This window comes from Grimontia sp. SpTr1 (genome assembly GCF_947387585.1).
GTDB lineage: Bacteria > Pseudomonadota > Gammaproteobacteria > Enterobacterales > Vibrionaceae > Enterovibrio > Enterovibrio indicus.
Genome location: NZ_CANDOD010000001.1, coordinates 459891 through 479521 on the forward strand (window position 1 = coordinate 459891; position 19631 = coordinate 479521).

Genomic DNA, 19631 nt, shown 5'->3' on the forward strand with positions numbered 1-19631 from the left:
AAGTCGTTGTGCCCTCAGCCAAAAAGAAAGGAAGAGGAAGTAACCATGGATAATAAACAGACCAAGCGACTGGCAGGTTTGAGCATCACACTGGCGGCAGGTCTCACTGCCATGCCAGCAATGGCAAACCAGTGTGAAACAGTCCGCTTCTCTGATGTGGGCTGGACGGATATTACCGCGACGACGGCTGCGACCACGCTTGTACTGCAAGGTATGGGATACAACACTGACATCCAACTGTTGTCTGTCCCTGTTACCTATACCTCGCTGGCAAATGGCGACATCGACGTATTCCTCGGTAACTGGATGCCGACCATGGAAGGTGACATTGCGAAATACCGCGAGGCAGGCACCGTAGAAACCATCGGCATGAATCTGGAAGGCGCAAAGTACACGCTCGCGGTGCCAAAGTATGCGTTTGAAGGTGGCGTGAAAAACTTTGCTGATATCGCAAAGTTTGAAGACAACTTCAAAGGCCGTATCTACGGTATCGAACCCGGTAACGACGGTAACCGTCTGATTCAGGACATGATTGATGCCAACGCTTTCGGACTGAAAGAGTTTGAATTGGTTGAATCAAGCGAAGCGGGCATGTTGTCTCAGGTTAAACGTGCCGTGCGACGTGACCAGTGGATTGTGTTCCTGGGCTGGGCGCCGCACCCAATGAACAGCAACTTTGAGCTGGAATACCTGGACGGCGGTGATGATTACTTCGGCCCCAACTATGGCGGTGCGAATGTTTACACCAACGTACGTCAAAACTACACAACGGAATGTCCGAATGTCGGCAAACTGTTGACTAACCTGAAGTTCACCCTGCCAATGGAAAACGAAATCATGAACGGCATTCTGAACGACGGTGAGAAACCTGAAGTGGCGGCGAAGGAATGGCTGCAAAGCAACCCTGACGTGCTGACTACATGGTTGGACGGCGTGAAAACACAAGACGGCAAAGATGCACTGCCCGCTGTGAAGGCTCACCTCAATATCCAGTAAACCCAACTGCATTTCGCAAGCAGTAACGCGAAAGCAGGTGCTGGGCTGACCATCAGCCCAGCACATCAATATGGATTTTGGAGTACACATGAACTGGATTACAGATAATAAAATTCCACTCGGCGACTACATGGAAACCGTTGTCGATTGGCTTACCTACAATGCAGCGGGCTTTTTCGACGCGCTTTCACTTTCGCTTGAATGGCTGATTCTTTCCCTCGTCGATGTGATGCAATGGTTCCCACCTTATGTGCCAATTGCGTTGACTGCGGGCATCGCCTGGCTGCTTCACCGACGCGTATCGCTGGTGATTTTTGTTGTTGCAGCGCTTCTGCTGATTTTGAATTTGGGCTACTGGACGGAGATGATTGAAACCTTCGTGCTGGTGCTTACTGCTACGATGTTGTCGGTACTACTTGGCGTGCCATTGGGTATTCTCGCCGCGCATCGACCTTGGCTGTATACCTTTATGCGTCCGGTTCTGGACTTGATGCAGACCATACCAACGTTCGTTTACCTGATCCCTACACTGGTTCTGTTTGGACTGGGTGTCGTGCCGGGTCTGATTTCCACGATTATCTTTGCCATTGCTGCACCTATCCGCCTGACTTATCTCGGTATCCGCAGTGTGCCAGAAGAGTTGATAGAAGCAGGCAAGGCTTTTGGTGCGACGCCGACCAAACTGCTGTTCAAAGTTGAACTCCCTGCCGCCATGCCAAACATTATGGCAGGCATTACCCAGTGCATCATGTTGTCACTTTCAATGGTGGTCATCGCTGCGCTGGTAGGTGCGGACGGTTTGGGTAAACCTGTTATCCGCGCTCTGAATACAGTGAATATCTCACAAGGTTTTGAGGCAGGACTCGCGATTGTATTGGTCGCTATTATCCTCGATCGTCTTTGCAAAGCGCCGGCTTCACAAGGAAAAGAGGGTTAATCATGAAAGCAGTATCGATTGAAAACCTCGACGTGATTTTTGGTCATGGGCTTGAGCGCAGCATCACCATGCTGGACGAAGGTAAAACCCGTCAGGAAATTCAGGAGGAGACTGGCAATGTAGTTGGTGTCAGTAACGCCACCATTTCTGTCGAACAAGGTGAAATCTGTGTGTTGATGGGGCTGTCCGGCTCTGGTAAATCCAGTTTGCTGCGTGCTGTGAACGGCTTAAATCCAGTGACTCGGGGATCGTTAAAAGTACGTGATGGCGAGGAGATGGTGGAGCTTAACGGCATTGATGCAAACAAGCTTCGTGATCTCCGCTCACACCGCGTTTCCATGGTGTTCCAGAAGTTCGCACTGATGCCTTGGCTCAGCGTGGTAGACAACGTTGCTTTTGGCCTCGAAATGCAAGGCATGGGTAAAGCAGAGCGCCGCAAACGCGCTATGGAAAAGCTGGAAATGGTCGGCTTGAGTGAGTGGCATGATAAGCTGCCGCACGAGCTGTCGGGTGGCATGCAGCAACGAGTCGGCTTGGCGCGTGCTTTCTGTATGGACAGCGACATTCTACTGATGGATGAGCCTTTCTCAGCTCTCGACCCCTTGATCCGAAACCAGCTTCAAGATGAGTTATTGGAGCTTCAACGTAAGCTCAACAAGACGATTTTGTTTGTGAGCCACGACTTGGATGAAGCCCTGAAGATTGGCAACAACATTGCTATTATGGAATCAGGTAAAATCATACAGCATGGTAAACCGGAAGACATTGTGCTGCGCCCAGAGACCCAGTATGTTGAAGACTTTGTGGCGCATACCAATCCGCTTAATGTTTTACGAGGCCGTTCTTTAATGACTGCCATTGGCGATCTTGAGCGACGTAATAACATGGTTATGCTTAACGAAATGGAGCAAAGTAGACTTCAGTTTGATAGTCAGAGTTCATTGATTGCTGCCTATCGTGGTGAAACAACCTTGCCGATCCTGACTTGGGATGGTGAAACCGATGTTTGTGCGTTGCCGAAAGATGTCATCGTTATAGCCAATGCGGACATTTCAATGCGTAATGCGCTTGAAATTCGATACCAGACAGGTTTACCTCTGTTATTAGCGGAAAATGACCAAATTATTGGAGTATTATCTGATAACGACTTTTATCATGCGCTGCTAGGAAAGCATTTTTCCAATGCGGCATAATATATAATGCGAATTGTAAAAAACGGTCAGGATATTCCTGGCCGTTTTTTATTTCATACATGAATAACACAATTCAATTTTAGCTATAATCTTTTGTTATTCTTAAGAAGAAGATACTCTGTAAAATTAATCTTTTCTAAATAATGCTTTCCTTAAAATAATGCCAAACTCATACGTGGTCTGTAATTGATTACTAGTACAAAACTATCAATTAATTCTAAAAGCATCTTCATTCGGCACTTTTTTCCCTTTTGTGGATTACATTTTTTTTGCCTTGAATTTTTGAGGCAAAATCCAAGTTACATTTTAATAATATTAGGAAATTATGATGAAGATTAGGAAGATAGGGGGTCTGCTCTGTGCAGCGGTACTCTCGGTTTCATCTTTTCAAACTCAGGCAGTGGGCCTCTACGCGGGGCAGGTACTTAACAAATCACATCGTGCTAACACACACAACGTGGTGAAAAACTTCGTGGAAACACGTAAGGGTTTTGGTTATGTGGAGTTTACCGGGGGGAAAGTGATTGGTAATACCGACAATGAGTTCAAAGTGACAGTGGGTCCCCACAACACTACTTTGGGTTCTGTGCTTGGCGGTGTTGACTTGAACTTTAATCCTGAAGAACTGAATTGCGTGCGTGGTTTGCATCTTTCACTCAGCGTGGGCAGTGACGTTCCGTTATCACTGAGCCCAACATGTGATGCGCTGTTGCGTGCTGATATCAATCGCACAATCAGTCACACAGTGGCAGAAGCAGAAGTGCCTATTCCCGAGGTGCCTATCGATCCAGCAGGCGTGTTTCGCCTCGGAGTGAAAGTCGGCGCGGCGTTGAAAGTTGGGGCTGATTTTGCAGCAGGTCTTGAGGTTGGTGGTTTCGATAAGCCTAACAAACCCATCGAAATCAATGGCCAGCGTCGTCCAGACTTTGTCTATGCCAGTGTTCGTCCCTTTATTTCTGGAGATGCGACGGCGAAAGGCTATGCCAGCTTAAATCTCTTATTTAAAACCGTTGAAAAAGGCGTAAAGGGCTCGCTGACTTTAATTAATGCGGGAACGAAGGCTTACGCTGAAGCTGGTATTTCCTACGAACCGGATTGTGAGTGTGATCAAACAAAAGATTACCAGTACTATACCAAGCTGAAATGGGATGCAAGTGCAAAAGGTGGTAACGGTAAAATTGGTTTGTACTGCGACGTTAAACTATTTGGCCTTGCGCGGATATTTTATGCAGAAACTGACTTAATTAGTTGGTCGCCGATTTACGAATTTGAACATACGATTTATGAAAAAACGGCTTACTTCTAATTAATAATATTTATGATCTTTTAATAAATAATATTTATGGGGGCGCATTAGTGCCTCCTATTTCTTCAATGGATAAGTCATGAACAGGAATATTATTCTTATTTCTCTAATTGCCTGCTCTGCGCTGGCAGCATATTTCGTATGGTTTGATACCGAGCCAGAAGTACAGACAACCAATATTACATTTTCTAACAACACCAATAGTGACACTGTCACACAATCTACTGAATATATGAAGCTAAACGACAGTGAAGCCGACTCCATCCCGCAAGATGGGGAAGAAATACCTTCTGTCAGGGCATATAAGGCAATAGTGAACTCAAAGCTTTCAACCTCTCAAACGCTATTAGCAGATTTTACCAATGCTTTGAGTTTTGAGCTTGATATGGAGGGTGGGGCCCCAAGCAAAGGCGTTGTATTTGATGTGAAGTTTGAGTCAGAGGATCCGAACACCCAAATTCCGCCGTACCTTGGTTTTACTTTTAAGTATGATGATGGCGCTTTCAGTAACGTGTCGATGCTGGGGTTAGAGCCCATGCATCCACTAAATTTGATGACGGCATTACTTCAGCAGTTTTCATACTACGAAGGCATTCAGAGTCTGCAACTACCGGACGGAACCCACACTTACCTCTACGAGATCCACGGCAATGCGGTCAGCAGACAGAAAGCGGCTGAAATTGGCAGCTCAGCCAGTTATCAAACCCTAGAAGACAGTGACTTTTGGCAACTGAAGACCGATCGTTTTTTCTTTCCTGAACGGCTAAAACTCAGCACGCGAAAAACCATCGTCATGGATGGTTCCGAACTTCAACTGGATCAGCAAATTATCATCAAACCCATCACGTCCAAAGGCAACTTATTCACGTTGGCAAACTATAGTGCTGGAGCAAACAGTCATTACAAAGTCGCCCTCACAGACACTACGCCAGAACTAGAAGTGACCGACGAAAACTTTATGGAGACGCTGGTGTTATTTGATGCTAATCCAACGTTAGATACTGCTCAGGCTCTTGGGATTTATCTGGTTAGCCAAGGTTGGGGTTTTGTCCGTGACCTTCTCGTATCGGACGATATCACCGACAGTATGCGTTCGAGTCTGATCTTCGCACTTGAACGTTCCGGTGAACAAGAAGGCGAATACCTACTGTCTTCCATTATTGAAGACAACTCCTTGGGAGAGACAGATCGTCTTCGGGCAATTATGTCTATCTCCAAAATGGGCGAGGTGAACAGTCAGGTTGCGCTCAGTACCCTTCAGGATATGCTCACTCATTCCAACAGCCTGTTAGCACAGACAGCGATGCTGAATATCGGCATTTTGGGTAAGCAAAATCCACGTATGACCAACGAAGTCACTGGCTTTCTTGCTAACAAGCTTTCGTCGAGTAGGGCGGGTTACAGTGAACTCGTTGCCATCGCGAATCTAGGCAACGCAGAGCTAGATAACCGCGTGGTGCCATATTTGGAAAGTGAGTATGCAGATGAGAGGCAAGTAGCGGCGAAAATGCTCAGCCGAAACCCGGAAATGCAGTCCCATCTTCTTAATAAAATGTTGAATGATGACCACCCTGGTGTGGTGAAAGCGATCAGTTCAGGCATTGAAACCAATAGTCAGAATCTGCAGCTTTCAGAGAGCTATCAGGCGCAGTTGCGAAACAGGATTGGTGCGTCAGATATTTTAACTCCTACCCGCGATTTACTGTTCGCCTTTCTCGCCAACAATACCGAGCCATCAGAACTCAACAAATCGATTGCCCGAAAGATTCTGGAAGCGCCAGATGTATCTGAGTCTACGCTGGCATTGGCACAAGATCTGATAAACCGTTAAACCTCATTTTATCGATCAAACGCCGGCATTTGGTGTCGGCGTTTTCTATTTCTGCATAACAATTCTTATTGACCTGTCTACAGCTTTATAGTTTAAGGTGGCGACATTGATGGGCATAGGAGGCAAGCATGTACCGTATTTCCGAGCTGGCGGATTTAGTCGGATTATCCCGCACGGCGCTGCTTTATTACGAAAAGCAGGGACTGATTCAGGGTAAGCGTTTGGAAAACAGTTACCGCGTTTACAATGACAAAGATGTTCAACGTGTTCGTTTGATCCAGAAGCTTCAGGCTGGAGGTTTAACGCTCAAGGAATGCAAAGCTTGCCTGAATGCCAAGGTTGACCGTGAGCTTCTACAGAGTCGCCTGAAGCAGTTAGATGAAGAGATCGCGCACAAACAACAATCACGTCAATTGTTAGCAGCACTGCTGGGTGAAGGGGACTTAAAAGCTTGGCATGAGTCTGTCGACAAAATAGCGCCAGACGCGCATCTCGATTGGTTAATAAAGCAGGGCTTCAGTGAAAAAGAGGCGCTGCACTTGAAATGGTTATCAAAAGACATGAATGAACATGACCGCTACATGGCTGACTTTATGCGTGTTTTCGAAACACTGGATCGCTGGGGGCCAGGTTCGGAAGAGGAAACACTTCGTGCACTCAGCAGTGTGAAGTCTTCGCCGAAGACATTGCTTGAAATTGGTTGTGGTAAAGGCATTGCGACGACTGTGTTGGCAAAACATACCGACGCAGCGATTACCGCGCTGGACAATGAGCCTTCTGCGCTCAGCCGCTTGAATGAGCGTGCAGCAGAGCTTGGCTTTTCAGATCGCATAGCAACAGTGAATGCCAGCATGACCGAGTTGCCTTTTGAACCTGAGAGTTTTGACCTGATTTGGGCAGAAGGCTGTGCCTACATTATGGGAGTCGAAAACGCACTGAAAGCATGGCGTCCATCACTTAAGCAAGAGGGAGTGCTGGTGTTAAGTGATTTGGTCTGGCTGACCGACACGCCAAGTGACGAAACCAAAACATTCTGGCTACAGGAATACCCAGATATCGGCACCATTGCCAAGCGTGAAGCCCAGGCAAAATCAGCGGGCTACGAAGTGTTAGAGAGTTTTACCCTTGCACCAGAAGCTTGGAAAAACTACTTCAAACCTTTGGAAGCAAGAGTAAATGCGCTGAAAGCAGACATGCCGGAATCTGCGGCACTGAAGGATATTCAGACTGAACTGAACATCTACAACCGATATTTAAACGAATTTAGTTATCAGGTCTTTGTACTGAAGAAGAAAGGCCGCTAAGGAAAATTAATCATGAATTACACCACTTACCAAAAGAACGACGTCGAAGCGATTATTGAATTGCTTCAAGCGACATTTGCCAACTCTGAAGGTGAAGAAGCAGGAAAAATGCTTGGCGTATTTGCTCGCGCGATGATGGAAACGACACCTGAGCAAGACTTACAGGTATTCATTGCCAAAGACGAAGAAAAAATTGTTGGCGGCGTGATGTTCTCCACGCTCACGTTGAAGAGTGACAAAACAGCCAAGCTGCTTTCACCAATGGCCGTGAGCACAGAAGTGCAGGGCAAAGGTATTGGCCAGGCGCTGATTAACCATGCATTGGGTATCCTGAAATCCCAAGGCGTCGACATTGCGGTGACCTATGGCGATCCTAACTTCTACAGTAAGGTGGGATTTGCACAAATCAGCGAAGACGTTATCAAAGCGCCATTGCCATTGAGTTTCCCAGAAGGCTGGCTGGGACAGTCGCTAAATGGCGAAGCTTTAGAGGCCATTTCAGGTGAATCAGGCTGTGTACCTGCACTGAACAATCCAGAACTTTGGTAGTGGTTAAAAAGCGCCTTTGGGCGCTTTTTAGCCTATTGTTTTACAAGTAGTATGTGAATTTTCAAATGTGATTCAAATCGCATATCAGTCCACTGTCGCTTTTAGTGATAAATTTGTAACCAATGTGAAATATAGCGTTACTAGGCTTACCAGCAAAAGCAGTAGGTAAGTGAAAGGAAACACTATGAGCGTACGTCAGCGATTGCTGGTGGCATTCACACTTTTTCTCGCGTCAACGATAGGACTCGGCAGTTTGGCGCTGTGGATTTCATCCCGTTCGACCGATGCGTATTCGGAATACGTGAACGAACAGCTTCCTGAAGTATGGGCGCTCTTAGCGCTTGAAAGAGATCATCGAGACCTCTCAACCCTTTCTCAAAAGATTAAAGCTCAGCTCCTGTTCTGGGGCGAAATCACACCGCAATTTGAGAACTTCCGAGCAAATTACCAAGCGAGCTGGGAGCAACTCTACCAGCATCCTTCCCTTAGTGAATGGGTTCACGCCAACGCGGAAAATAAAGAGAAAGTTGATGCTTATGTCACTAAGTTATCGCGTGCGATTAAAGACAAAAGTTTCTACGACGCTGGGCGAGTGGTCGACTTTGATTTGTATCCCGCTGTAGACCCAATGTTAGCCGCGATAAGTGAGAAGCTGGCGGAGCGGCGTGAATATGCAAATATTTCTGCAGGTGGATTGATCGCCTTTTTAAAGCAACAGTCGATGTTCATCATGGCCGCAATCGGTATAGCGACCATTGTCGCTGTGATCTTGATGTTGTGGCTGCATCACACCGTCATCATTCGTATGAATAGGATTTCGACGGCGCTGACCAATATTGATACGGAATCTGATCTCACTGTACGTCTTGAAGACCATTACAAAGATGAAGTGTCAGCGATTGTCCGAGCATCCAATAATTTGCTGGAGAAGTTCAATCATTTCGTCACGCACATTCACACCAGAACCGGGGAGTTGGATGAACAATCCGGTACGCTCGATGGCCAGAGCCACAGGGTGTCGGACATTAACAAAGACACTCAGTCACAAATCAATGAAGTGGCTCAGTCTTTGACTGTGATGGAAACGGCGACCTCAGACATCGTGTCGGCAGTTAACAACACGCGTGAATGTATCGGCAAAATGGCCAAAGACAATGGTGATCTTCAGGCGCAGATGACCGCGACAGAGAAGTCGATTGCCTACAGTGTTGATTCTGTTGGCAAAGTGGCAATCACGATGGAAACTCTGAGAGCCACCAGTGAAAAAATCTCTGGGGTGACTGATGTGATTGAGTCCATTGCTGAACAAACCAACCTGTTAGCGCTCAATGCGGCTATTGAAGCCGCACGTGCTGGCGAGCAGGGCAGAGGGTTTGCTGTTGTCGCAGACGAAGTTCGTAGTTTGTCGAAACGCACGTCTGAGTCGACGGGAGACATTCGGAACTGGATTAACGATCTGATTTCACAGGTTGAAGCTGCAAGCTCATTATTGAGTGAAACTAAGGTGGCGAGTGAAAACAACCAGCAAGCGAGTGTGCAGCTTCAACAATATCTCAGTGAAATGCACCGCACGTTTGAAGGTTTGGAACAACTCAGTGCAGAAGCTGGTGTGGCACTGACTTCCCAGCACCGCGAGATAGAGCACCTGACAGAGCGAAGAAGGGAATTGAAGCGCGGGAGCCAGTCATTGACTGATGCCATCAACACCACCAGTCATGTCAGTGGTCAGCTAAGCAGTCAGTCGAGTGAGCTGTCTAAACTCACGATGCAGTTCAAGACTTAGACGAGGGACGAAAGAAGCAAGCCTGCATTAAAGCAGGCTTGTTGGTATCAATGAGTTTCTCCTGGTGCTATCCAGTCGGTCGAGGTGATTGCTGAACTTCCAGACATGTCTTGGAGATGGCGCTGACCTGACCTTGTAACCCCGGCTTTTCTGATGGAAATGCACCAGCAAAGGCCGCCGTACCCACCGTGAAGCCTGAGGCACCTGATTGGTATACCGCCTCAATACGCTCTTGGTTATCAATACTCCCCGCCATGATGACCGGCTTTGATGACGCTTCACATACTCTGCGCATTAACTCGGGTACATCTCCCAAAAAACGATACGCCAACAAATCTAGTCCGTCGACCCCATCGATCGCTGAAATCTCTTCTGCATGCTGGGCAATGCTCTCGACACTGCCACTCAGGATGCTTGGATGTCCTTGTATTTCTCCTGCAAAAGGGTAGTACTTAAGAGGGTGGTTTCTCACCAATGGAGCGACCAGTTCCGGCCTGGTTCCACCAAGCAGATAATCGACGTTCAAGGTCATCGCCGCTTTCGCCGATCGGATTTCACTTTCCTGATCCAAACTCACCACTTCCAGATAAACAAACGCTCCTGCCTGACGAATGTCCTCAGCCAGCAACTGCAGTTCTTCGAAAGGCAAACCGACATCTTTGAAGCCGATATGTATCGCCCCGCCATCAATCACCTCTTTTACTTTCTCGCGCGCGTCAGGGATGGTTTTGTCGTTCTCTGTCAGCATAAAGATAAAATCAAAGCTCATGATGGCTCTCCTCTGGTTGGTTCAGTGTATCTCTGTTTTGTGATAGTTGATGGGCGCATCGGATAGATGCCAATAGGCTGGAGGGTGAGGCGATGCCTTTACCTGCAATGTCGAAACCTGTTCCGTGATCTGGACTGGTGCGGATAAAGGGTAATCCAAGCGTGACATTCACGCCTTCATCTAGCCCCATGTACTTCACCGGTATCAGTCCCTGATCGTGATATTGGGCGACGACGATATCGAATCTACCTTCTCTGGCCTGCATAAACACAGTGTCTCCGGGCCATGGACCAGAGGCATTGATGCCTTTGCGCTTTGCGTATTCGATAGCGGGATTGATGATGTTCTTCTCCTCATCACCGAAAAGTCCGTTTTCTCCCGCGTGTGGGTTTAGACCCGCGACCGCAATGCGAGGAGCAGGAATGCCAAACTGAATGCAGGCGTTATGTGCCAGTTCAATCGCACGGCATTGCGCGTTGAAATCAGCCTGCTCGATGGCATTTCGCAAGGAACAATGCACAGTGACGAGCACGGTTTTGATACTCTCGTTTAACAGCATCATAGCCACGTCATCGGCACCGCCGTAATCTGCAAAAATCTCGGTATGTCCTGGGTAAGGCACCTTGGCAAGACTTAACGATTCTTTGTTGATGGGCGCAGTTACCACGCCAGAAACTTCGCCATTTTTTGCTAACTCGATGGCTTTCAAAATGGCTTTAAATGCCACTTCTCCGCTATCACGTTGTACGCGGCCTACGCGCGGGTGTTTGTGGAGATGACTGCTGACCAGCAGGTTCACAACGCCTTGTTGATGTCGAGCATCACGAGGATGAGTGACCACATTTAGCTTCATTTGAGGTTGATAGATCGCCAATGCCGACTCGATGACGGTCAGGTCTCCGATCACCACGCAACTTGGCAATGGTTCTGAGCTGTTCAGGGCTTTCAGAATGATTTCTGGCCCGATGCCGGAAGGATCACCCATGGTAATAGCAATCGGTTTTTCATTCGCTAACATGACGTTCTCCTGTGTGGTTGAATCCGAATTGACGGATGGCATTTTTCAAGGAGTCTGGTTGGCCAAATCCCCCTGCTTTTATGCCAATAAAAAAAGGTGTTTCTGAATGGGGCAGAACGGCGTGACAAACCGGAAAGCCTTTCTCCAACTGGTGACACAGCGTCATAGCGGTCACGCCAATTCGATCCAAAATAGCGCGGGAAGTCTCACCGCCTGTCGCGATCAACCCGTCGTAGCGCGCGATGGTAATAAGACGAGCCGCTTTGCTTGATAGCTTGTGCAACACGCTTTTTGGGTCTGCGTTTTTTATTGATGGTGCGGCGAGCATAGCGAGCTCATGCGCGTGGGAATTCTGTTCTTCTAAGCCAATGGATGTGCATTCGAGCTGCGCCTTTTGCTGGTGGCTAACTTCGTTTGCACTGCCTATCACCACGAGTAATCTGGAAGCCTTAAAGGGAAACGAACTCTCAGAGGGTTGACTCTCAAACCTTACGGCCAGCGCTTGAGCCAAGCCTGGCGAGCCAACCCAAAGAATCTTTTCAGGGTTTGGGAAATGACTGACCAATAAATCCAGTGCTGGCTGAGAGTCGGCATCCAGAATGAGCACCTTGTTACTCGTCAATGCCTCATTAACGGCTTCGGAAGAAGCATCTCCCGCCAATACCGCGATAGCGCCAATATCTGCAGGAACCAACTCAACAATCGAAGATGTGAGCGCAGGGTGTACCGGATCTTTCCCATAACTGGATTCAGCAACAGGAGTGCCATTAACGTACTGAACGCCAGCTCTGGTTATGCGCCCAGCGTCTGGAAAGGCGGGGGCGATAACAAGATGCTGTTTTCTACTGGCATGAAAAGCGGCGCGGATCTCCGCTTCAATGTGCCCACGCAACGTGGAATCGATAGTTTTGATGATCAGTTCATTTTCTTGCGTATTGTCGGCTGCCTGTTTGGTTATCTCGTAAGCCAACTCTTCGGTCAGACTGCGAGAGTTCGTGTCGATAGAGACAACTTGTGCGCTTGGATTTTGGTGATGATTAAGCACCACTTCGCAATGTTTACCCTTTTCATAGAAAGGTAAGGCAGCGTCTGCAGCACTTGTTAAATCGTCAGCAATGATACGTACTTTCATCCTTTGCATACCTCCATTGAAATCATGGGGAAATGCTAAGGCAATGTTTCTCTGACGAATATCGACAATAACTGACAGGTATTGGTGATATGTAATCACCAATTTTGCTAAAGTAAAAATGAAATACCGAAGCGTTAAGGAATGACATGAAACGGAGAGATATCCCGTCTTTGGATGACTTGCGAGCTTTTGAGGCAGTGGGCAGGCTGGGTTCGGTCAGGGCTGCGGCAGACGATTTGGCCCTCACTCATGGTGCGGTCAGTCGCCGCGTCAGCAAGCTCTCTGAGGACATTCGAGTAAGTTTGTTGGAGCCTGTGGGAAGAGGCGTAAAGCTAACTTCTGAAGGGGAAAAACTGTTTGCATTGATGCAAGGGTTCTTTGAAGACCTTGCCGACACACTAGAAGAAATCCGAACACCAATCCCTTCACCACCTGTGTTGCTATCTTGTGAGCGCTCCGTGGCGATGCATTGGCTTATCCCTCATCTCAGTCAGTTTCAGGATGCGAGGCCAGATATTGAAATCAATCTTTCCGTTGGGGGAGGGCATTTTGACTTTAAGCGGGATGGCATCACGTTAGCGCTTCGAAGAATGGATTTCAGTGTTGACCCGCGTTGGAAGGTCGAGCCGTTGTTTGAAGAAGAAATGGGTCCCGTGATGACGGAAAAACAGCGTGAGTTATTTGAACAAGGTGATTACGTTGCCTTGTCCAGTAAAACCCGTCCAGACGCATGGCGAGACTGGTTGGCTCTCTGCCCAGACGCGAAACCTCCTCGCGAATACCGTTTTCTGGATCACCATTTTCTGATGGTTGAATCGGCCGTGAATGGTCTGGGTGTGGCGATATGCCCAAAAGTACTGGCGATCAATGAGCTAAAGAAACAACGATTGGTTAGCCCTTTGGGTTTTGCCAAAGACGGTTCTTACTACGGTTTGTTGTATGAGAGCAACAAGCCATTAAGCAGCGAAGCGGCTGAGGTTAAACGCTGGCTTAAATCTCTTGGAAAGTCTTTAAGAGACGGTTAGTGCATGCTAAACACTTGCACTCGTTAGAAATGTAAACAGGACATATAAACGAGAGCTGGCGTGTATTTTGGTTTTCTATAGTAGGAGGTTGTCGAAAATTTCGTCACTATTGTCTGAGTTGATGCAAACAAGGACGATAACAATGATCAAGAAAATCGCAGTAGCAGCAGTCAGCGCAATGATGATGTTGGCAATGCCAGCGAAAGCCAATGTTGATGCCTTCGCCACTTGCATGGTGGACTCGTTGAACGGCAAAGAGCGCAAACAGCTCGCTCAGTGGGTGTACTTCGCGATTGCGGCGCACCCAGAAATGGCACCTTTCGCGAAAGTGACGGATAAAGACCGATTGGCTTCTGACAAAGTGATGGGGGATTTGGTCAACCGGCTGTTGATTGAAGATTGCTCTGAGGAGTTGGTGGTTGCTTTCAATCAAAACCCATTGGCAGTGAATCAGGCATTCGAGTTTGTTGGTAAAGTCGCCATGCAGGAATTGATGACAAATCCAGAAGTGATGGCAACTATTTCCAATTATGCGGAGCATCTGGATCAAGAGAAATTAAACGGATTGTTGAGCGGGCAATAATCTCATCGAATATGCACCGGAGTTCTCCAAACGGGAAAAGCTGCAGCGACTAATTATGATTGGTTGCGGCGGCTTTTTGTTGTTTCTAACTGCGCAATTTTGGCTGTTGCCGATGATAGACAACTTCGCCGAACGGCCACATTGCTATTCGGTTTTTGGCATCCAGCTTGTTAACTACTTTTGGTATCTCGTCTTTGTCGGACTTCCTTTATCGATATTCATTCCCGCGATGTTATTAATCCCATCGGGAGTGAAAGGATGGAAGCAGGGCCAGTTCCCGCCAATAGGTACAAAGGTCTTTCGTCGCACACGTATTAAAGTTGGCGTTCAAGGTAAACTGTTCTCTGCGTTTCAAATGCTGCCTGCCATTTTGGTGTTGGCTCTGTCAGTTTGGGGCTACTTTCAGGCTTCAGCATTATCCCCAATAGATTTGAGTCAATTTGACCTGTCTTTATGTGAAAAATGAGCGCCTGCTTCCGCGACGAATAGCTTAACAACGCTAGGATTATCCGTATCTCGGGTTTTGCAGGAAGACATGATGATCCAAGTCCAATGCCACTGCGGCAATGTATCGCTTTCCGCTGAATACCCACCCACAGAAGTGACTCATTGTAATTGCTCGATATGTCGGCGATATGCGGCAGCCTGGTCTTATTACGGGTTGGATGAAGTGAACGTTTCGGTCAGGGAGAGTTCACCCAAAAAGTATTGCTGGGGAGATGAAGATATAGAATTCCATTACTGTCCGAATTGCGGATGTGTTACCCACTATGTCACCACGCCCAAATGCGCAGCCAAAATTATTGCCATCAACATGCGAATGGCCGATAAACATACGCTCGAAAACCTTCCCGTTCGATACGTCAATGGCGCCAGTTTCTAGGGTCTGTTGACCTTTGGTGATGATTTTTGCAGCAGTTTGTGGGGACTTTATACAAGGCGGAGGCTTCGATGTGTAGCTGGCCTACATGAGAAGCCGATAACGCGGGAGAAAGTCGCCACAAACGCTGCCCAGAGGGTTCTGCCCTAAGCGTTTTATGCTTTGTTGAGGTGTATTTGCTTAGAGTGACTAGGCGGCACACACCTCGCCGCGCCTAAAACGCTTAGGGCTAGAACAAAATTTAACCACCAAAGGTCAGCAGACCCTAACTTCACCATTGTCTCAAATATTCTCTCTTTTTAGTCATTTCATTAAGAAATCCGTGTGTGAATGCGTGTTCATATTGAAAATTTTTCAAACTTTTTAATTTTTATAAAACATGGGGATAGCATTCAATTTGGCACAAGGCTCATTCGTCTGCGAAATATTCACGAAAATGCTGGGGTCTGTTTGAGGGAGTTAGACATGCGTCTTAACCTCAAGGTAACCGAACACCCGTGAATGGACAATTTGTCGGTTACCCAACCTACAAATACTGGAGTACAGACAATGAATAAGATTGAAAAGAGCGCCACTTTCGCATCAGTAGCACTGGCAGTAGCAATGAGCGCAAGCGCGTTTGCCGCAGAAGCACCAGCAGGTAGTACTGGCGCTGCAATCGGTGCTGGCGACAAAGTTCACTGCTACGGCATCCATTCTTGTAAAGGTCAGTCAGACTGTAAAACCGCTGAGCACCAGTGCAAAGGTCAAAACGCTTGTGGCGGCCACGGTTTTAAAGCGATGAAAGCGAAAGAATGCCTTGATCAAGGTGGCGTGATCTCTGATCTCTAATTGATTGCCTGGAGTGAATGAAATGACTTCTAGCTTTGGACTGGGTTTACGCACTCAGCATTACAACGAGTTTCTGAATGCACGACAACCTGTCGATTGGCTGGAAGTCATTTCTGACAACTTTATGGTCAATGGTGGTAAGCCATTGGCCATACTCGACCGCATCCGCTCTGACTACCCGATGACCATGCATGGCGTTTCCATGTCGATTGGTTCAGTTAATGGTCTGGAAGAAGACTATCTCAAACGCCTCAAAGCGCTCGAGCAACGAATCGAACCCATGTGGGTTTCAGATCACCTATGTTGGGGCGGCGTCCATGGTCGTAAACTTCACGATTTAATGCCATTGCCATTCACGCAGGAAGCGCTGGATGTGGTGGCGAGAAATATTCACCACGCTCAGGATGTTCTGAAGCGTCCTTTGGTGGTAGAAAATGTCTCAAGCTATGTTGAATTCAAAGATTCAGAGATGACTGAGTGGGAATTTCTGAGCGAGATTTGCAACGCCACGGGCTGCCAGCTTCTATTGGATATCAACAACATCTATGTCAGTGCCTTCAACCACGGGTTCTCTGCGTTTGAATTTATCGATGGTGTACCGAAAGAGCACATCTGCCAATTCCATCTCGCCGGCCACCAAAACAACGGCGACCACCTGATTGATACCCATGATCATCCGGTTTGTGCAGGTGTGTGGGATTTGTATGAATACGCGCTAACCCGCTACGGCAATGTACCGACCATGATCGAACGTGACGACAATGTGCCACCTTTAGCAGAATTGTTGGACGAGTTGGATATTGCCCGAAAAATCGCTGGAGATGTTCTGATAACGGAGGGTGCAGCATGAGCCTTCAATCCCTTCAGGACAGCTTTCAAACCATCGTGCTCAGCCAGCAATGCACTGAGGCTGACTGGGTAAACGAGAGAGAAGGCAGCCTGCCATCAAAAGATCGCTTGGCGATTTACTACAACGCCTATCGCATCCGACTTATCGATGTTTTGCGTGACAACTTTGAACATACCGCGGTTTACCTGGGCGATGATTGGTTTAACCAACTGGCTGCGGACTACGTGCAAACGCATCCATCGACTTACACCAATATTGGCTACTATGGCCACTTGTTTGCCGGCTTTATTGCTGAGCAGCTTCCTGATGATCTTGAAGTTGCAGAGTTGGCTGAGTTGGATTGGACGCTCAGAAGAGCGTTTGACGGTGAAGACAGTGACGTGCTGACCATGGAAAAACTTCAGACAATGGCAACCGCTGATCCGGAAAACATCCAATTGTGTGCAGTGCCGACCCTCACCTTAACCACACACACCTGTAATACCCTCGATATCTGGCATGCCATCGACAAAGAAGAAACACCGCCAACCGTTACGCCATTACCTCAATCCGTTGATGTACTGATTTGGCGAAAAGGGCACTCTCCACATTTCCGAAGTGTTTCGCCATTGGAATCTGCTGCGATCTCGATGATTCAAACAGGAATTAACCTCAATAACCTAGGCGCTCAATTGCAAGCGCAATTTCCAGATGTGGATGTGTCGGTTGAGTTTGGTCAAATGCTGCATCGTTGGATTGAGGATGAGGTGCTGGCGTTCAATGATTAATTAATTTCCAATAGCAACACATAAAGACCACCACCTCTGGTTCAATTCTCTTAAATTGTTGTGCCGGCTTTGGTAGCCTCTTTGACTTCTATCAACCTTCCTGTTTCGCAATCAAAGACATAACCATAAACGGGAATATCTTTTGACACCAAAGGGCTGGATTTAATTCGTTTTACGTCTTCAACAACACTGGCTTCCAGATCACTAAACGTCAGCCAATTCACAAAGTGTCCTTCAACTGAACCGCCTTCTTCGGTTGTGTTGACCCATTCTGCACCATTATGTACGGCGGTATTTAAGCTATTTTCAAGCAAATCACCCATGGTTTTCTGATCAAATTTCTGCATGCCGCAATCAGTGTGATGAACGACAAACCACTCGTTGGTTCCAAGTAGCTTGTGCGATAGAGCTAATGAGCGAATGGCGTCGTCACTGGCCCTTCCGCCCGCGTTACGAATGACGTGTGCATCGCCTTCAGATAACCCAGCGAATTTAGCGGGGTCAAGGCGTGCGTCCATGCAGGTAAGAACGGCAAACTTTCGGCTCGGTAGGATTTGTAATTGTCCTTTATCCCCAAAATTCGCTACGTATTCTTGATTCGCGTGTTCAACTTCTTGTTTTACTCTGCTCATCATTTGGATCCTCATTTTCAGTTTTGGCGCTCGCGGCCCGCAAAAGGCAGTAAATGCGGACCGCGTAGGTCGCTTTTAACCATAACTAGGGGGTCGAATGGTCAACAAATGATGATATCTATCTAGTTGGGTGTACATTTTCTTTGTGGTACTGAATAATCATCTAAAAATTAGTGAGTTAAGAAGTGGGTTTAAATTGAATAGCCAACCTAACATTGATACTGAACGCCTCACCCTTCGCCCGTTTGCAGAAGAAGATAGTGAAATCGTTGCTCAATTAGCGGGCGATAAACGCATTGCCGATATGACCGCCAATATTCCCCATCCTTACGAACTAAACATGGCAAAGACTTGGATAGCCACTCATCAGGCCAAATGGGAATCAGGCAAGGGTGCTGTTTATGCGGTCACATTGAAAAGCGATCAACAGCTTATCGGCACCGTCAGTTTTCCTAGCATTGAAGAAGGCGTAGGCGTTCTAGGTTACTGGATAGGCGTGCCTTACTGGGGAAACGGTTATGCCTATGAAGCGTCGCGTGCCTTGGTGGATTTTGCGAAAGAACACCTCGGCATGAGGTATTTGGAAGTCATGCACCTGGAAGAGAACCAGCAGTCCCAGTCTGTGATTAACAAACTGGGTGTGAAATATACTGACACACGAACCAATCGCATGCAGGGCAAAGAACGTCGAGTGAAGTATTACCGTACTAAACTCTAGCCGCGCTATTAGACATAAATCGGCAACGCCCCACGGTCTTTCACTTTACGAGTCGCGAGCTGTGTATGAATGTCTTTCACGTTTTGTAGGCATTGCAGTTTTCGGGTGAATTGCTCATAGCCGCTCAGATCTTTAGCCACCACTTCCAGCAGATAATCATAAGCGCCAGAGACGACATGGCAGCTGACTACTTCCTGCATATCACCAATCGCTTGTTCAAAATCATCTACTGATGTCACTTGGTGATTGTTCAGGCTGACTTCCACAAACATTGTCATTGCAATGCCAACTTTATCCCGCGTTAACGAAGCGTGATAACCCGCGACAATCTTTTCTTTCTCCAGCCTTTTAATACGTCTTGCGCAAGGGGAGGGGGAAAGACCAACCAAATCTGCAAGTTCTGCTGTTGTCAGTCTCGCGTCCTTTTGCATCAGCTCCAGAAGCTGTTTATCAATACGATCCATGTATTCGTGCTTTTATTAATCAAGAATTATGTAAATATTAGCGGAAACCATCAATTTTTGTGT

The 19631-nt window shown here is 47.4% G+C and carries 21 protein-coding genes; 16 read left to right on the plus strand and 5 right to left on the minus strand.

What is annotated here, in order from left to right; genetic code table 11:
* Window positions 1-45: 45 nt before the first annotated feature.
* The 8 genes from QL223_RS02125 to QL223_RS02160 all read left to right on the plus strand — a co-directional run bounded on the left by QL223_RS02125 (window position 46) and on the right by QL223_RS02160 (window position 9899).
* Window positions 46-996 (plus strand): choline ABC transporter substrate-binding protein, encoded by a 951-nt coding sequence (locus tag QL223_RS02125; protein WP_281543732.1) that lies wholly within the window; start codon window positions 46-48, stop codon window positions 994-996.
* An 88-nt stretch (window positions 997-1084) separates the two neighbouring features.
* Window positions 1085-1933, plus strand: a complete 849-nt coding sequence (gene choW, locus QL223_RS02130) for a choline ABC transporter permease subunit (RefSeq protein ID WP_281543733.1) — start codon at window positions 1085-1087, stop codon at window positions 1931-1933.
* Between the two features lie 2 nt (window positions 1934-1935).
* Complete coding sequence (gene choV, locus QL223_RS02135; RefSeq protein WP_281543734.1) at window positions 1936-3126, plus strand: choline ABC transporter ATP-binding protein; 1191 nt, start codon at window positions 1936-1938, stop codon at window positions 3124-3126.
* 328 nt (window positions 3127-3454) lie between these two features.
* Window positions 3455-4432, plus strand: coding sequence for a hypothetical protein (locus QL223_RS02140; protein WP_039849850.1), 978 nt, complete (start codon window positions 3455-3457; stop codon window positions 4430-4432).
* 79 nt (window positions 4433-4511) lie between these two features.
* Complete coding sequence (locus QL223_RS02145) at window positions 4512-6263, plus strand: HEAT repeat domain-containing protein (protein WP_281543735.1); 1752 nt, start codon at window positions 4512-4514, stop codon at window positions 6261-6263.
* Between the two features lie 128 nt (window positions 6264-6391).
* The gene (locus QL223_RS02150) at window positions 6392-7567 is read left to right on the plus strand and encodes a MerR family transcriptional regulator (protein WP_281543736.1); all 1176 of its coding nucleotides are present in this window, start codon (window positions 6392-6394) and stop codon (window positions 7565-7567) included.
* Window positions 7568-7579: 12 nt separating this feature from the next.
* The gene (locus tag QL223_RS02155) at window positions 7580-8116 is read left to right on the plus strand and encodes an N-acetyltransferase (RefSeq protein WP_002538034.1); all 537 of its coding nucleotides are present in this window, start codon (window positions 7580-7582) and stop codon (window positions 8114-8116) included.
* 184 nt (window positions 8117-8300) lie between these two features.
* The gene (locus tag QL223_RS02160) at window positions 8301-9899 is read left to right on the plus strand and encodes a methyl-accepting chemotaxis protein (protein WP_281543737.1); all 1599 of its coding nucleotides are present in this window, start codon (window positions 8301-8303) and stop codon (window positions 9897-9899) included.
* Between the two features lie 67 nt (window positions 9900-9966).
* Here QL223_RS02160 and QL223_RS02165 read toward each other — a convergent pair whose 3' ends face one another.
* Genes QL223_RS02165 through QL223_RS02175 form a run of 3 tightly spaced genes read right to left on the minus strand, consistent with a single transcriptional unit; the run spans window position 9967 to window position 12818 of the window.
* Window positions 9967-10668, minus strand: coding sequence for a 4-hydroxythreonine-4-phosphate dehydrogenase (locus tag QL223_RS02165; protein WP_281543738.1), 702 nt, complete (start codon window positions 10666-10668; stop codon window positions 9967-9969).
* A complete protein-coding gene (gene pdxA, locus QL223_RS02170; protein WP_281543739.1) occupies window positions 10658-11686 on the minus strand; it encodes a 4-hydroxythreonine-4-phosphate dehydrogenase PdxA in 1029 nt (342 codons plus the stop codon). Before pdxA ends, QL223_RS02165 begins: the two co-directional genes overlap by 11 nt.
* Window positions 11673-12818, minus strand: a complete 1146-nt coding sequence (locus QL223_RS02175) for a four-carbon acid sugar kinase family protein (RefSeq protein ID WP_281543740.1) — start codon at window positions 12816-12818, stop codon at window positions 11673-11675. The genes pdxA and QL223_RS02175 overlap by 14 nt, the downstream gene beginning before the upstream one ends.
* Before the next feature lie 146 nt (window positions 12819-12964).
* Here QL223_RS02175 and QL223_RS02180 point away from each other — a divergent pair, with 146 nt between their 5' ends.
* The 7 genes from QL223_RS02180 to QL223_RS02210 all read left to right on the plus strand — a co-directional run bounded on the left by QL223_RS02180 (window position 12965) and on the right by QL223_RS02210 (window position 17754).
* Window positions 12965-13843, plus strand: a complete 879-nt coding sequence (locus tag QL223_RS02180) for a LysR substrate-binding domain-containing protein (RefSeq protein ID WP_281543741.1) — start codon at window positions 12965-12967, stop codon at window positions 13841-13843.
* Between the two features lie 142 nt (window positions 13844-13985).
* Complete coding sequence (locus tag QL223_RS02185) at window positions 13986-14426, plus strand: hypothetical protein (RefSeq protein WP_281543742.1); 441 nt, start codon at window positions 13986-13988, stop codon at window positions 14424-14426.
* A gap of 55 nt (window positions 14427-14481) precedes the next feature.
* The gene (locus tag QL223_RS02190; RefSeq protein ID WP_281543743.1) at window positions 14482-14892 is read left to right on the plus strand and encodes a hypothetical protein; all 411 of its coding nucleotides are present in this window, start codon (window positions 14482-14484) and stop codon (window positions 14890-14892) included.
* Window positions 14893-14961: 69 nt separating this feature from the next.
* The gene (locus tag QL223_RS02195; RefSeq protein WP_348651374.1) at window positions 14962-15309 is read left to right on the plus strand and encodes an aldehyde-activating protein; all 348 of its coding nucleotides are present in this window, start codon (window positions 14962-14964) and stop codon (window positions 15307-15309) included.
* A 546-nt stretch (window positions 15310-15855) separates the two neighbouring features.
* Window positions 15856-16137, plus strand: coding sequence for a hypothetical protein (locus QL223_RS02200; protein ID WP_002538044.1), 282 nt, complete (start codon window positions 15856-15858; stop codon window positions 16135-16137).
* A 22-nt stretch (window positions 16138-16159) separates the two neighbouring features.
* On the plus strand, window positions 16160-16987 hold the full coding sequence (locus QL223_RS02205) for a DUF692 domain-containing protein (RefSeq protein ID WP_281543744.1): 828 nt from the start codon (window positions 16160-16162) through the stop codon (window positions 16985-16987).
* Complete coding sequence (locus QL223_RS02210) at window positions 16984-17754, plus strand: DNA-binding domain-containing protein (RefSeq protein ID WP_281543745.1); 771 nt, start codon at window positions 16984-16986, stop codon at window positions 17752-17754. The genes QL223_RS02205 and QL223_RS02210 overlap by 4 nt, the downstream gene beginning before the upstream one ends.
* A gap of 50 nt (window positions 17755-17804) precedes the next feature.
* Here QL223_RS02210 and QL223_RS02215 read toward each other — a convergent pair whose 3' ends face one another.
* Entirely contained in the window at window positions 17805-18389 is a 585-nt protein-coding gene (locus QL223_RS02215; RefSeq protein ID WP_281543746.1) for a carbonic anhydrase, read from the minus strand.
* Window positions 18390-18582: 193 nt separating this feature from the next.
* Between QL223_RS02215 and QL223_RS02220 the strand changes: the two genes are divergently transcribed.
* Window positions 18583-19104, plus strand: a complete 522-nt coding sequence (locus QL223_RS02220; protein WP_281543747.1) for a GNAT family N-acetyltransferase — start codon at window positions 18583-18585, stop codon at window positions 19102-19104.
* A gap of 8 nt (window positions 19105-19112) precedes the next feature.
* On the opposite strand, the gene QL223_RS02225 is transcribed toward QL223_RS02220, so the two are convergent.
* Complete coding sequence (locus tag QL223_RS02225) at window positions 19113-19568, minus strand: Lrp/AsnC family transcriptional regulator (protein WP_281543748.1); 456 nt, start codon at window positions 19566-19568, stop codon at window positions 19113-19115.
* Window positions 19569-19631: the final 63 nt, after the last annotated feature.